The sequence below is a fragment of the Sessilibacter corallicola genome (assembly GCF_021290925.1).
GTDB classification, from domain to species: domain Bacteria; phylum Pseudomonadota; class Gammaproteobacteria; order Pseudomonadales; family Cellvibrionaceae; genus Sessilibacter; species Sessilibacter corallicola.
The window spans coordinates 181,736-196,101 of the sequence record NZ_JAJSLX010000002.1; the positions used below are offsets into that span (position 1 = coordinate 181,736).

The following is a 14,366-nucleotide window of genomic DNA, read 5'->3' on the forward strand; positions in this document are numbered from 1 at the left end:
GGTGTTAGAAGGTAAAATCCAGGCCGATGGTGAATAAATTGGTGTCTCCGTCCCAGTCTGGATCTTCGTTGGTCCATAAAAAACTGGGATTGGCATCGCTGTCAATACGGTCGTACTGCATTTTTAAAAACGCCTGGGTGGTAAGTTCATAGCGTGCGCCAATACCCAGTGACATCTGATCCGATTGAGTGTCCATTCGTAATCGGTTTAACGCTCTGTCGGTTTCAGGAGAAATGCCCAGCGAAATGCTTGGGATGGAGTCGCTTTTGGAACCTGACAAAAGCAGGTAAGGAGTTAACTGATTGAAGCGGTAGCCGATGCTGGTGTACCAATCGACCTTATCCGGTAACACATTGCCATCGCCGAGAACTCGCCCAATTGCCGCCGTAAATCGCCAATTGTTGGGTTCGTAAGCGGTGCCGAAGCTCAAGTATTCACTTTTAAACGCCGAGGTTTCGGTGCCATTTAAAACACTGATGAGCGTGTCAAACCCCGGTGTTTCTTCGGGGATTTGGTTTTCCGCAGAAAATCGTTCGGGAATTTCATCCACCAGCAGCTCACTCCAGCTGGCAGAAAGGCTCCACTGATGGCGCGAAAACTCCAAAGTTATGCCGTGCACAGGAGAGCGCCCGACGTTGAGTTTATCGATATCTTTGCTGGTCGATATATCTGTACTTACCCAGCCGCCGTATAAGCGCGCGGTATATTTGCCTGAGCGAGTGTGTAGGCTGTGTGAAATAGAGGCGCCATCAATAGAGGAAAGAATATTAAAATTGTAAAACTCGACCGGAGGTCGAGCCCATAAATAAGAATACCCGGCCAGTACCGAGTCTGCGCGATAAAACCCTTCGTAGGGAAATTTCCCAAGTCTGCCTTGCCATCGATTGCCAAATTTAAATTTGAGTGTGGCAGTGCTCAGCAGCAATTCGTAGTGATTGCCCAAGCCGTAGCGCACCAGTGCTTGGGCCTCTGCGCCGATGACACCGTTGGGCCGGTAGTTTAAGTGGAGGCCAATGCGTGAATCATTATTAAAGTTAACTCGATTGTACCGACCTTGGCTTTGTTCTTGTGTGCGAATGAAATCAACATTGTCATCACTGTTGTAGACCGCAGCTAAGGTGCCAAAGCCATAAATGTATAAATCATCAGACAGTCGGCTGGCATCCAGTGCGGCGCCAGAAAGTGACCAGCACACGCAGCTGATAAACACGATGAGTTTTGTTTTCATGATAAAAAACTGAAACAATTGAGTTAAATTTAACGAATTGCTCTGAGTATAGATCACAGATAATAGTTGTCTTATTCCGGTTTGAAAGGAACCGTAAAATTGTACACAGTGGTAAACGCGAGTTTTGATCCATCAGATTGTCGAATGAAAAAAAATAGATAAACGAATAAGGTGAAGTTTAATTGGCGAATGATTCTAAAAAAGAGGTTGGCGAAGCGAATATCGCGTCAAAATATTATTACGAACACTTTATGTCGTTACATGATCGAGTGAAGTGTCAATATTCTGATTTATTGACGAAAGAAGACCTCAATTTTTATCGAGCTTTTAGTGCTTTAGGCGTGCATGCTCGATATTTACTGATTCGTTTATTGTTGCGCAAAGGTGTTTATTTTAACGTTGATAAAATTCACTACTCAGATATCGACAATGTAAAGGGTGCGTTTGAAGAACTTATTGCTGCAGGGTTCTTAATAAATAATCCCGATATTTCAATAGAAGACCTGTTTTCTCTGTTTACAAAACGCGAATGGGTTGAATTTCTGAATACTAATTTAACTGATGGTGCTGTATGCAAGCTTTCTGATTCACGCAGTGTTGTTTATGAACTTGTAAAAAGTCATGTTGATAAAAATACGGTTTTTCAAAAAAAGCGTTTGGTTGAGCTCACGGCCAGAGAATGGCTGAGAAATTTGCAGTTTTTTTATTTTGGTAATATTAGGCAAACGTTATCAGAATTAATTTTATCTGACTTAAATATTAGAAATTTTGAATCGTATGAACTCAACAGTGATAATCGGTTATTTGATTGCCAAGAGAGTTTTCGTCTGCTTTTGTTGATTAATCTAGTTGGTCAAGTAACGTCTGTGTTGAGTGCGAACAAAAAAGAGGTTTCGTCACTAGAAGACACGTTAAGCGCCATCGAGTTTAACGATGCTGCCGCAGTGCTACCGATTATTATTGAGAGCGCTAAACGTCTAAAATACTTTGATGTTTATGTCTTTGAAAGTGATGCCGCACACCTTGGTGCGATACTGCAGTCGTGGTTGGACGAAAAAGGTTTAACAGCCAAACTTAATGGCTCCGAGCAGGTTTCTCTTTATTGGTTTTTATTCAGGGCTTTGGAATCTATTGATGATCGCTGGAAGCGGTTGGATAAAAGCACAGTCAATGAAGTTTTGGCGAGTAAATTTTATCGGCGTTGCCGACGCGCTGCTTATGTTATCGGTTTTGCCTTGGAGCAGCGTGGTAAATTGCAAGAAGCCTTGCTGGTGTACCGTTTTAGTGGTGATGCCCAATCGGTTGAAAGAGAAATCAGGGTATTGGCAAAGCTTGCGTATAATGATCAGGCGTTGCAATTGTGTTCCAGTGTTCTCAATCCAGAAGTCAATTCGGGAATCGATGTTAATGAAAGCCTTCAGGAATTTGCTGAAAGCTTTGGTCATAGAATGACCCGAAAAAGTTCCTACCAATATTGGCCAAAACCGAAACGTTACGAACCGAATACCGTTTCGCTCATTTTAGATAAGCCTGAAGATGTACGCATGAATTCCGGCGCTGAACAAGCAGTTATTAGTTATTTGGAGTCGAATAAAGCGGAATTTTTTGATCCTACTGTGAAAATAAAAGGCGATGAAGGTAAGTGTTTTTTTGTTGAGAACAATTTACTGATGACTGTTTTTGGCCTTGTGTATTGGCCTTTATTTTATGCCGATATTAAAGGCGCGTTTACACATCCGTTTCAATCGCTTCCTCATGATATTTACGATTCGACTTTTCTCGAAAAACGATTGCGAGAAAAGTCTGAAATCGATTCAAATATTTTGTCACAGTGTTATTTACCGGCCGATACACTCATGAAAATGTTAATTGCGAAAAAAGACTGCCGGTTTATATTGGCGGGGTTAAATGCGATTGACTCTTCCTGCCTAACACTGGCTTTGACTCGTATTCCTAGCCAACATTGGCGAGTGCTGTTTGATCGCCTGTGGCTTGATTTGAGAGAACACCGCAAAGGTTTGCCTGATCTTGTTTATTTCCCGCCAGAAGAAACAAACGCTCTGGATTACTGTTTTATCGAAGTTAAAGCCCCTAATGACCGACTTCAAGATCATCAACGGCGATGGATGAAATATTTTAATCAATATAATATTCGCCATTACGTTGTGAATGTAGAGTGGAATAACCGTGGCGCTCAACCAGTTGAAGGGTAATGTCTTTGTCAGCCAAAAATACACCGAATAAACTCAAGCTTGCCGTCCGTGAGCTGGTTGAGTTTTCGGCCAGAGAAGGGAACTTGTTTGCCGATAATTATCCTGGTGTTACCGCGATTGAAGGGATTCGCGGTCATCAGCACGTGCAAAAAAGCAGAGATAATTCGTGGCTGAGCGAATGTAAGGTTGAATCGGTATTAGATGTTTTCGATTATGAAGTTCACCTTTCGGGTCGAATTGATTTGGTGAAGCCCAAAGACATGGTGTCTGACGCTGTTGTCGAAGAAATCAAGGTGGGTACAGTAGCGGTTGATTTAATCCCCAAAGAAAAACGCACACTGCAACTGGCACAAGTAAAAGTATACGCCGCTCTTTTTTCCACCCAATATCAAGATTGGTGTGCAGATGATATTGAAGTGCGATCCACCTGGTTTAATATCAATACTAAAAAACAAGAAAGCGACAGTGCTGTTTTTTCTATCGTTGAATTACAGCAATACACTGAAAGTTTAATAAACCGATTCGTTCAATGGCATAATAAAGTCAGTAGTCATTTTAATAACGCCGTAGACAGTGCGCGTGAGCTCACGTTTCCCTATGCCCAATTTCGATCGAATCAATTGGCGTTTTCTCGGTACGTGTATCGATGTGTTCGCGACCGTGAATCTCTATTGGTGCAAGCGCCCACTGGCATGGGCAAAACGATCAGTATTTTATTTCCTGCCGTTAAATCGCTCACCATTCTAAACGATTCCATACGTCCCCAACTGTATTTCTTAACCTGTAAAAATTCCGGTCAAACGCCTGCATTAGAAGCTGTAAATTTAATGCATAAAACCGGATTTACTGGCTCGGTACTTCAATTACAGGCGAAAAATAAGGTGTGCCCTTGTGTAGCGGAAAATACCTTGGTTAACAATTCAGACGACGAGTGCCCACGATGCCAAGGGTTCTATGATCGATTGCCCGATGCTTTGGACAGATGCATCGATACTCTGGACTTGAGTACTGAATCCATAGCAAAGATTTCAGAGGAATATCATCTGTGCCCTTACGCATTGAGTCGTCAGTTGATTCCTTATGTTCCTATGATTGTGTGCGACATTAATTACGCCTTCGATCCCTTAATGGGGTTTAGTCATTGGAATTCGGAACAGTCCGGGAAAAATAGGGTGTTGTTGATTGATGAAGCTCACAACTTGCCCGGTAGAGCTCGATCTATGTATTCAACAGCTATTGGTTTATCGAGTATTCAGTACTTTGGCAAATTAACTAAGAAAGCATTAGGCCGTGCGTTTTCTAAATTGATTCAAGCGGTTGTTGAGTTTTTAAATCAACATGGAAGAACACTTGTTGAAACCTATTCCAATAGAGCCGACGAATCGGTTGGAGAGGTATGGGATTCTTTTTCAGAATTGTTGGACAGCGTAATTACCGAGTTCTATCAGCGTTGTTTTTCAGAAAAAGATGGCAACGTTTTTTCTGAACCTTCAGATTCGGAATTTTGCTTTGAATTTATAGGTAAATTGATTCGTTTACAGAAGTTGCTGACCTACAACCTAGAAGGATTTACGTTATTCTGGGATGAAAACGCGGGATTGGAATTAGTGTGTTTATCACCTGCGAGTGTGCTGTCTTCGATAATGGAACAATCGGTGACTGCCATTGGGTTTTCGGGCACCTTAACACCGCTGAATTTCTACGCCTCTGAGATTGGCTTTTATGAATTGGAGAAAGGTAAAAAATCCGATTCCGGGCAATCTAGAACCGTGAGGTTACTTTCCTTGCCCAGTACTTACGATCAAGAAAAACAATTGTCGCTGGTAACGAACTACATCGATTATTCCTACGCTAATCGACCTTCTGCGAATATTAATATTGCCGAACTTATTGTCGAAATCAGTAGCCTTCATCAAGGAAAATACATCGCGTATTTTCCTTCTTTTGATTCTTTAGACAATATTCATGAAGAATTAATTCGTATTGGTATACAGAGTCAATTAGTGAAGCAAAAGAGAGACGCTACAGAGGAAGATAAAGCCAATTTCATCACCACACTAAACGACGGAAAATGCATTTTAGCCTTGGCAGTTTTAGGGGGCGTATATTCTGAAGCACTGAGTTTTTCTGGCGGCATTGACGGTGTTTTTATTGTCAGTATTGGAATGCCCGCACCTTCTAAGGATCAGGAGCGATTGGTAAAGTATTATGAAAAAAATAATGACGATGGATTTTCGTACGTTTATCGCTACCCTGGTTTTACCAAGGTTCAACAGGCGGTGGGTCGATTGATTCGCTCCGAACAAGATCGGGGCGTTGTAATATTAATTGATGCCCGATTTTCCAGGCCTCAGTATCGCGAGCTAATGCCTGATCACTGGCAGCCCACATTGTGCAATAACCTCTCCGAAATTAAATCGGCAGTTTCTGGTTTTTGGCGCAAATTTGAGCCTGAAAGCCATTCTGATTGACAACCTTATTTTGATAAAGTGGTTAAGAGTAAAAGACACTAACTTTAGCTAATTGCACAAATCAGTGTCTTTTTAATGCCTTCGTTACAGATCAGAGTTACAGGTCAGAAACCTATCGTTTTAACACTTCAACAATTGCTTTGCTTGCATCGTCCATCGCATCTAAAGGAGTTACCAGCGATGTTTCGAGAATTGAGTGTGCAGCGGAAACCGGTTGTTTGCTATGTATTAATTTAACCAACTCTACGACGACTTTTTGCGCTTTAGTGGCGTTTTCCATCAGGTTTCGAATCGCCATGTCAGCCGATACTGATTCTTCGTGAGGGTGCCAACAGTCGTAATCGGTGACCATCGAAAGCGATGCGTACGCCATTTGTGCTTCCAGTGCTAGTTTTGCCTCTGGCATATTGGTCATGCCGATAACGCTAGCGCCGAGGCTGCGATACCAATTCGATTCTGCCAAGGTCGAAAATTGCGGGCCCTCAATGCTGACATAAGTGCCGCCAGTGTGCAGTTTGACGGCATCTTCTTGGGGAAGGCTGCCGACTGATTCGGCGAGTAATTGTGCGAGTTCCGGGCAGACAGGTTGTGCCATAGGCACATGCGCTACTTTGCCAGAGCCAAAAAAGGTGCTTTTACGATTTTTGCTGAGGTCAATGTACTGGTCGGGAATCACCATATCTTTTGGTGCCATAGCTTCTTGCAGTGATCCTACCGCTGAGAGTGAGACCAGATATTTCACGCCACATTGTTTGAGCGCAAAAATATTGGCTTGGTAAGGTACTTCCGATGGCAGTAAGCGGTGGCCGCGACCGTGGCGGGCGATGAAAATAACCGGGATATCTGAGATCGTACCGCTGATCAATGCATCGGACGTTTCGCCGAAAGGTGTTTCAATGGTGTGTTCGGTGACGTTTTCTAACGCGTCCATCTGATAGAGGCCGCTACCTCCAAGAATACCAATTGTCGCTTGTGGTCGTTCACTTGCCATTTAGGGCTCCGTTAATAATGTGCCTTTCCTTCGGTGTGGTTCGAAGTGGGTTGGGTGTTTATGACTGAGATAGATTACTGCTGTGTAATGTTAATTCAAAAACTTGTTTCAATCAGAGGCTCTTTAATTCTCAATGCGGGATAGTGTCCTAAAGTCTTTATAGTGTCCTAGAAGCAGGTATCATGTATCGCTTAAAACACCCGCATTTTATGGCCAATTTTTGGCTACATCCCTAAGAATTAGTTTTTATAAAAAGGCCATTTTAGTGTTTGCTATGGAATTTAAAAGTCATTTAAGAAACGTGATTTTAGTTATTCGATGCAAGTCCAATTTCTGATTAATTCGTCAGTGATTCGGTAATTGATAAAGACAACTCCAAGTAAAGTGTAAAGATGCTTGAAATGAGCTGAGATTTGGTATTAACAAAAATCAGTGGCGGCTCTATCGAGAATATTTCTTATAGCTCATATTCTCTATTTACTGACAAAGCCCTAAATAAAATTTATAAAAGGTTATTTAGGGTTCTCTAATATCTCACTTATGCGTTTTATCCTTTTATTTTAGCTGTACCAATGCCGATATTTCGTGAGAAAATTAGGAAATAGTAATTTTAGAAATAAGGTAATAACCCGCGTTTGAGTCTTTAATAGAGAATCTATTCCTGCCGTAGTTTTCTTTTTCTACCAAGAATTTTTTCCTTTGTGGAATTTGTTTGATTGGTTCCTGTCATAGACACGCATTAAGTTTTGTTAAGCCAATTGTAAATCCAGTCACGAAAAAATGAGGGCATTATGCACGCTACTTTGCCGCTGCTTGAAATAACTGATTTCCCCGAGGTGCACCGTACTGAACTCACAACCTTACAGGTTAATCTCGGATATAAGTGCAATTTACGCTGCCTTCATTGCCACGTTAATGCCGGGCCAAACCGCAAAGAAATGATGACGCCAGACATGGTGGCTCTGATTCCTGAGGTTATTAAGGCTCGTAATATTCAAGTGTTAGATTTAACTGGCGGTGCGCCTGAAATGCACGATCAGTTTAAAGAGTTAGTCATAGCGGCTCGATCAATGGGCGTTGAAGTCATTGATCGCTGTAATCTAACTATTTTGACTGAGCCGGGCTTTGAGGACATGGCGGAATTTTTGGCGGAGCAAAAAGTAAACATCGTTGCCTCTATGCCTTGCTATTCTCAAGACAATGTCGATGCCCAGCGCGGTGACGGTGTGTTTGACAATAGTATTATTGGTTTGCAAATGCTTAATGCGCTTGGTTACGGGAAGCCCGATACTGGCCTTCAATTGGACTTGGTGTACAACCCGCTCGGACCGACTCTTCCGCCCGAACAGCACTCGCTCGAAGCTGAGTATAAAAAGCAATTGCTAAAACATTTCAATATTGAATTCAATCAATTGTTCGCTTTAGCCAATATGCCGATTAAACGCTTTGGTTCTACGCTGATTTCAAAGGGCAAATTCGAAGAGTATATGAATTTGTTAAAAACTAACGCAAATTCAAACAATCTTAATCATGTAATGTGTCGCAGCTTAATCAGTGTTGATTGGCAGGGTTTCCTATTTGACTGTGACTTCAATCAACAGCTTGAAATGCCATTGAAGTTAAATAGTGACGTGAAAAAGCCTCATCTGCGGGATTTGCTAAACAATGACTCCGAAGGACAGCCCGTCCAAGTTGCCGATCATTGTTATGGTTGTATTGCCGGGTCCGGTTCAAGTTGCGGTGGTTCCTTAAGTTAGTACGTGATTTAAATTCGTTAATTTCAGCAGGGTTTAAATTTAACGGTAAACGTTCACGTTTTTATTGAGCTGTTTAGCTCGTAAAGGAAGTAGAATGAAAAAAATATTAATCATAGCTGTTATAGCTATTTTGGTGGCCTTGTTCTTTGCCTTTGACGGACCAAAGTATCTGTCGTTTGAAGGGATTAAAGAGAACTTAGATACTTTACAACAGTGGCGAGAAGAGTCTGCCCTATTGGTGGGAGGTGTATTCTTTGTTGCTTATGTTGTTGCTACCGCGCTTTCGGTACCGGGAGCTGCCTTACTGACGTTAATGTCGGGCGCATTGTTTGGTCTAGGCTGGGGTCTTGTAATTGCCTCTTTTGCATCATCGATTGGTGCAACACTCGCATTTTTAGCATCACGCTATATTCTACGCGATTCAATCCAACAGAAATTCGGTAGTCGCCTTGGTGTTATCAACAAGGGCATGGAAAAAGACGGTGCGTTTTATTTGTTCGCGCTGCGTTTGGTGCCTGCATTCCCGTTCTTCTTAATTAACTTGTTAATGGGTCTTACCCCAATCAAAACCATTACTTATTACTGGGTGAGCCAGGTAGGTATGGTTGCGGGGACTGCGGTATACGTAAACGCGGGTACTCAATTGGCTCAGTTAGATAGCCTTGCTGGCATCCTTTCTTTCGAAATTATTATTTCGTTCGTTTTATTGGGTATTTTCCCAATCATTGCGAAGGCGATTATTTCCAATATTCAAGCATCACGTGTGTATAAAAAGTGGGACAAGCCGAAAAAATTCGATCGCAACATGATCGTAATTGGTGCTGGTGCTGCAGGTCTTGTTTCTTCTTATATTGCTGCGGCAGTGAAAGCGAAAGTTACTCTTATCGAAAACCATAAAATGGGTGGTGACTGCTTAAACTACGGTTGTGTTCCTAGTAAGGCGATTATTAAATCTGCTCGCGTTGCAAAACAAATGCGCAATGCCGAACAGTATGGTTTGAAATCGGTTGATCCTAAGTTTTCTTTCCGTGAAGTGATGGCTCGTGTTCACAACGTTGTCAAAGAAATCGAGCCGCACGACAGTGTGGAGCGTTACGAAGGTCTTGGCGTTGACGTTAAGTTGGGTTACGGCAAAATTATCGACCCTTGGACGGTTGAGATCACGGATAAAGAAGGCAAAAAGAGCCGATTAACTGCGCGCTCAATTGTGATTGCAGCAGGTGCGGCGCCGTTGGTTCCTCGCATTCCTGGCTTGGAAGAAACCGGTTACCTAACCAGTGATACTTTGTGGGAAAAACTGGCTGATCGCGATACGCCACCTGAAAAGCTTATTGTTCTCGGCGGTGGTCCAATCGGATGTGAATTGACCCAATCTTTTGCTCGCCTGGGTTCCAATGTAACTCAGATCGAAATGGCGCCTCGTTTGCTTCTTAAAGAAGACGAAGATGTCGCTGAATTGGCAATGAAATCCATGGACAACGACGGCGTTAATATTCTCGTTGATCATAAAGCCGTGGGTGCCGAGGTTGTTGATGGTAAGAAATACCTGATTGTTGAACATAAAGGCGAGACCAAACGCGTTGAATTCGACGAGATTATTTGTGCTCTTGGTCGTATGCCTCGCTTAACTGGCTACGGTTTGGAAGATCTTGGCATTGAGACCAATCGCACTGTGAGCACCAACGAATACTTGCAAACGGTTTATCCAAACATTTATGCCGCTGGTGATATCGCAGGTCCTTACCAGTTTACTCACACGGCAAGTCACCAAGCGTGGTATGCAGCGGTTAACGGTTTGTTCGGTCAATTTAAGAAATTTAAAGCCGATTACCGAGTGATTCCCTGGACTACCTTTACCGATCCTGAGATTGCCCGCGTTGGTTTGAGTGAGCAAGAAGCGAAGGAACAGGGTATTGAGTACGATGTGACTAAATACGGCATTGATGACTTGGATCGTGCAATTGCTGAAAGTGAAGCGCACGGTTTTGTTAAAGTGCTTACTGTTCCTGGTAAAGACAAAATTCTGGGTGTGACTATTGTTGGTGAACACTCCGGTGAATTGTTGGCGGAATTCGTCTTCGCTATGAAGTGGAACTTAGGTCTTAACAAGATTCTTTCCACCATTCATACCTACCCGACTTGGTCAGAATCGAACAAGTACGCAGCCGGTGAATGGAAACGTGCGAATGCACCGAAGAAAGTGCTTGAGTGGGTTGAGAAATACCACAACTGGCGTTTGGGTTAATCGGACGGTTGCAACTTCAGGTGTGATTTGTCTTTACACTTGAAGCTGCGTCTCTGAGTGATCTGCAAAAAACCACTTTTAAGGTGGTTTTTTGCTATTTAAATCAGCAATTCACCGATTACTTGTCATTGAATTTCATTTAAACTGCGCCCATTTTTAGATCCAGGGCCGAAGTTAGAATGCAGTCCTGAAGTACTTTATCTAAGTGATTCGAATGACGTCTAAGCTGTCCATAGTAATTCCCATTTACAACGAATCGCAGCAATTACCTGAGTTATTTGATCATCTTTCACCGTATCGGGAACGTGGCCATCAGATAATTTTTGTGGATGGTGAGAGTGAAGATAATTCCGTTGAATTGATTGATCAGGCAGGTTTTGTTGTTGTTCCATCAACACGCTCACGAGCGGCACAGATGAACAATGGTGCTCGCCAAGCGACTCAAGATATTCTGCTTTTTTTGCACGCTGATACGCGATTGCCTGAAAACGCGGACGCGTTAATCGTCTCAGCGCTATCAAATCCTCGACAGGTTTGGGGAAGGTTTGATGCTCACATTACCGGAGACCACTTTCTACTGACGGTTGTCGGAAAGATGATGAGTATGCGCTCGCGCTTAACGGGGATTGCTACGGGTGATCAAGGTATTTTTATTAAACGTACGTTTTTTGAAAATATCGGGGGTTATGCATCGCAACCTTTGATGGAAGATGTTGAGATCAGTCGCCGTTTGGTGCCATTGGCCAAGCCTGTGTGTTTGCGCGAGTGTGTTTCGACCTCCGGTAGGCGTTGGATTCATCGCGGAGTTATGAAAACTATCGCCTTGATGTGGTATTTGCGCTTTTTGTACTGGCGCGGTGTGGACCCGAAAGAATTGGCCAAAAAGTATCGTTGAGTTGATCTTTGTTGTCGTCAAAAAACTCGCTCAAAGTCAGCCCTAGCAGCCTCGTAATTTTGCCAAAGTTTATGAGCTTGATTAATTTTGGTGGGACTTTGTGAAGGGAAATGTCACAGTTTTATCGTCATAAATCTGTCAAAATTAAGAAGGCATTTATTGGAGAATGCATTCCTCTATGCACAAAGCTCGTTTAGTTATTTTCGCAAAAGCGCCGATTCCGGGTTATGCAAAAACCCGATTAATTCCCGCATTGGGAGAACAAGGGTCTGCGCGTCTTGCAAAACGTTTATTAGAACACGCAACCGCGCATGCGGTAGAGGCAGATTTGGGCCCGGTAACGCTTTATGCCGCACCTTATCCAATGTCACAATGGCCCGATATTTGTCTGCCTCAAGCATTAGAATTTGCGCCGCAAGGACAGGGGGATTTAGGCGATCGCCTCAGTGCGGCGTGTGAATCTATCTTTGACGATCACTGGGACGGCGTCCCAGTGATTATTACCGGAACTGATTGCCCTGGTTTGACGTCAGAGCTACTAGGTCAAATTTCCAACGTATTAAAGGATAATGACGCAGTTCTAGTTCCGGCAAGTGATGGCGGTTATGTCGCTATCGGCCTTTCACGATTTAATCCGCAGGTATTTTCCGGTATCGATTGGAGTACCGAACACGTTTGTCGACAAACCGTGGAGCGATTTGAATCTTTAGGATGGCAATATACGTTGCTACCTCAAATGCATGATATTGACGAGCAGCAAGATTTACAGTGGCTGCCGCAAAGTTGGAGTCTAAAAGACTTTGAACAATTTAATTAGGAAAGACAGAAAACATGGGTGATCTCAGTATGCAAAGTCATGATGTTGTTAAAGATTATTACGGTAAACAACTGCAAAGTTCGGATGATTTAAAAACCGATGCATGCTGTGATGCCTCTGCTGTACCGAATTGGTTAAAGCCATTATTGTCTAATATTCACGGTGAAGTACTTTCGCGTTATTACGGATGCGGTTTGGTGTGTCCAACCAATTTACGTGGCGCGCGAGTGTTGGATTTAGGCAGCGGTTCAGGCCGCGATGTTTACGCGTTGGCTCAGTTAGTTGGCCCAGAAGGCGAAGTGGTGGGCGTTGACATGACTGACGAACAGCTCGATGTTGCTCGCAACCATCAGGCTTATCACGTCGAAAAATTTGGTTACGATAACGTTCGCTTCTACAAAGGCTACATTGAGCGTTTGGAAGAACTCGATCTTGAGCCAAACAGCTTTGACGTTGTGGTATCTAACTGCGTAATTAATTTGTCTCCAGACAAAGACGCCGTAATTGCAGGTGCTTACAACTTGCTTAAAGAAGGTGGCGAGCTTTATTTCTCAGACGTGTATTCCGACCGTCGTGTACCAAAAGACGTTGCCGAAGATCCGGTCTTGCTGGGTGAATGTTTAGGTGGTGCGCTTTATTGGAACGATTTTATCAATATTGCTAAACGTCAGGGCTTTAACGATCCTCGTTTGGTTGAAAACCGTACCTTAGAAGTGACCGACGAAGAATTGAAAGCAAAAGTTGGCGCTATCAACTTTATGTCAGCAACCTACCGTTTATTCAAATTGCCTCAGCTAGAGAGCGATTGTGAAGATTATGGGCAAGCAGTCATTTACAAAGGCACCATTGCTGAGTCTCCTGAATTCTTTATGTTGGACGAACACCACATTATTGAAGCCGGTCGTATTTTCCCTGTGTGTGGCAATACTTGGTATATGTTGGCCAATACTCGTTTTGCTGAACATTTTGAATTTATTGGTGATTTCTCGAAGCACTTCGGTATTTTCCCAGGTTGCGGTGGCACAGCACCGTTTGATGCTTTGCTTTCAACTTCTGACGATGGCGAGCAATCCTGCTGCTAAAGCACTGTTGAATGACGTTGAAAAACACCGCCATCTGGCGGTGTTTTTTTATGTGTTGTAGTTTCGGATATAGAGTAAGATGGATAAACACCCAGGGAGATTATGCCAACTGTGAATTCCCAAGCCACTGCATTGATAACCGACGATCTTTGTCCTTCTCATTATTGCGAAAGTAAAATTGACTCAATGCAATCCGTTTTTGGTGCGTGGCAAAAAATGTCGATTTATAGTGATCACTCTATCAATAGTAACTCGTTGGAACGTTTCGGATTAGCGGGCGCAGAGATAATAAATTCAACTTTCACCGACGTAGCGATCATCGAGATTTTAGAGTCTCTTTCCGCGGCTCATCGTCTCTATCTTTTAGGGCTCGATAAACATGTTTGGCCTTTACGGCACACATTATTATTAAACGGCGTGCTCAGTGATGCGATTGTTGTACACGGATTTGAACACGTAAAAACGGCTTTTTGTGGGTTTTGCCACCATCGTTGGGATTTCGAAGTGAATACGCCGATAGTCAATAACAGTGGCACTCAAATAGAAAATACATCCTGTAGTGCTCAATACAGTGTTTGTGATAACTGTTCCTTTACTGTTGAAATTGGTGATCACTTTTCTTCGTTTTATGGCGCGTATTTGGCTTTGCCAAAAATACAGTGACAAC

Annotated in this window: 10 protein-coding genes; 8 read left to right on the forward strand and 2 right to left on the reverse strand. The window is 43.0% G+C overall.

Going from position 1 to position 14,366, the window contains the following annotated elements:
• Window positions 1-4 precede the first annotated feature (4 nt).
• Complete coding sequence (locus LU361_RS08135) at window positions 5-1,228, reverse strand: hypothetical protein (RefSeq protein ID WP_233088360.1); 1,224 nt, start codon at window positions 1,226-1,228, stop codon at window positions 5-7.
• A 182-nt stretch (window positions 1,229-1,410) separates the two neighbouring features.
• Here LU361_RS08135 and LU361_RS08140 point away from each other — a divergent pair, with 182 nt between their 5' ends.
• Together LU361_RS08140 and LU361_RS08145 are read left to right on the forward strand one after the other, a co-directional pair.
• Window positions 1,411-3,441 carry a VRR-NUC domain-containing protein gene (locus LU361_RS08140; protein WP_233088361.1) on the forward strand — a complete coding sequence of 677 codons (2,031 nt, stop codon included), beginning with the start codon at window positions 1,411-1,413 and terminating at the stop codon, window positions 3,439-3,441.
• Window positions 3,441-5,912, forward strand: coding sequence for an ATP-dependent DNA helicase (locus LU361_RS08145; RefSeq protein WP_233088362.1), 2,472 nt, complete (start codon window positions 3,441-3,443; stop codon window positions 5,910-5,912). Before LU361_RS08140 ends, LU361_RS08145 begins: the two co-directional genes overlap by 1 nt.
• Window positions 5,913-6,024: 112 nt before the next feature.
• Here the strand turns inward: LU361_RS08145 and mtnP are convergent, their stop codons facing one another.
• On the reverse strand, window positions 6,025-6,903 hold the full coding sequence (mtnP, locus tag LU361_RS08150; RefSeq protein ID WP_233088363.1) for an S-methyl-5'-thioadenosine phosphorylase: 879 nt from the start codon (window positions 6,901-6,903) through the stop codon (window positions 6,025-6,027).
• A 791-nt stretch (window positions 6,904-7,694) separates the two neighbouring features.
• Between mtnP and arsS the strand changes: the two genes are divergently transcribed.
• From arsS to LU361_RS08180, 6 genes are all read left to right on the forward strand, one after another.
• Window positions 7,695-8,660: an arsenosugar biosynthesis radical SAM (seleno)protein ArsS gene (arsS, locus tag LU361_RS08155; protein WP_233088364.1), complete on the forward strand. Its 966-nt coding sequence runs from the start codon at window positions 7,695-7,697 to the stop codon at window positions 8,658-8,660.
• Window positions 8,661-8,754: 94 nt separating this feature from the next.
• Window positions 8,755-10,905, forward strand: coding sequence for a dihydrolipoyl dehydrogenase family protein (locus LU361_RS08160; RefSeq protein WP_233088365.1), 2,151 nt, complete (start codon window positions 8,755-8,757; stop codon window positions 10,903-10,905).
• Window positions 10,906-11,119: 214 nt separating this feature from the next.
• Complete coding sequence (locus tag LU361_RS08165; RefSeq protein WP_233088366.1) at window positions 11,120-11,800, forward strand: TIGR04283 family arsenosugar biosynthesis glycosyltransferase; 681 nt, start codon at window positions 11,120-11,122, stop codon at window positions 11,798-11,800.
• A gap of 178 nt (window positions 11,801-11,978) precedes the next feature.
• The gene (locus tag LU361_RS08170; RefSeq protein WP_233088367.1) at window positions 11,979-12,617 is read left to right on the forward strand and encodes a TIGR04282 family arsenosugar biosynthesis glycosyltransferase; all 639 of its coding nucleotides are present in this window, start codon (window positions 11,979-11,981) and stop codon (window positions 12,615-12,617) included.
• 29 nt (window positions 12,618-12,646) lie between these two features.
• Window positions 12,647-13,699, forward strand: a complete 1,053-nt coding sequence (locus LU361_RS08175; RefSeq protein WP_233088368.1) for a methyltransferase domain-containing protein — start codon at window positions 12,647-12,649, stop codon at window positions 13,697-13,699.
• A gap of 102 nt (window positions 13,700-13,801) precedes the next feature.
• On the forward strand, window positions 13,802-14,362 hold the full coding sequence (locus tag LU361_RS08180) for a hypothetical protein (RefSeq protein WP_233088369.1): 561 nt from the start codon (window positions 13,802-13,804) through the stop codon (window positions 14,360-14,362).
• Window positions 14,363-14,366 lie beyond the last annotated feature (4 nt).

Bases quoted from the DNA above. Each gene is read 5' to 3' on its own strand.
- LU361_RS08160 (WP_233088365.1), top strand. From the start codon at position 8,755: ATGAAAAAAATATTAATCATAGCTGTTATAGCTATTTTGGTGGCCTTG.
- LU361_RS08170 (WP_233088367.1), top strand. From the start codon at position 11,979: ATGCACAAAGCTCGTTTAGTTATTTTCGCAAAAGCGCCGATTCCGGGT.
- LU361_RS08135 (WP_233088360.1), bottom strand. From the start codon at position 1,228: ATGAAAACAAAACTCATCGTGTTTATCAGCTGCGTGTGCTGGTCACTT.
- LU361_RS08180 (WP_233088369.1), top strand. From the start codon at position 13,802: ATGCCAACTGTGAATTCCCAAGCCACTGCATTGATAACCGACGATCTT.
- LU361_RS08165 (WP_233088366.1), top strand. From the start codon at position 11,120: ATGACGTCTAAGCTGTCCATAGTAATTCCCATTTACAACGAATCGCAG.
- mtnP (WP_233088363.1), bottom strand. From the start codon at position 6,903: ATGGCAAGTGAACGACCACAAGCGACAATTGGTATTCTTGGAGGTAGC.
- arsS (WP_233088364.1), top strand. From the start codon at position 7,695: ATGCACGCTACTTTGCCGCTGCTTGAAATAACTGATTTCCCCGAGGTG.
- LU361_RS08175 (WP_233088368.1), top strand. From the start codon at position 12,647: ATGCAAAGTCATGATGTTGTTAAAGATTATTACGGTAAACAACTGCAA.
- LU361_RS08145 (WP_233088362.1), top strand. From the start codon at position 3,441: ATGTCTTTGTCAGCCAAAAATACACCGAATAAACTCAAGCTTGCCGTC.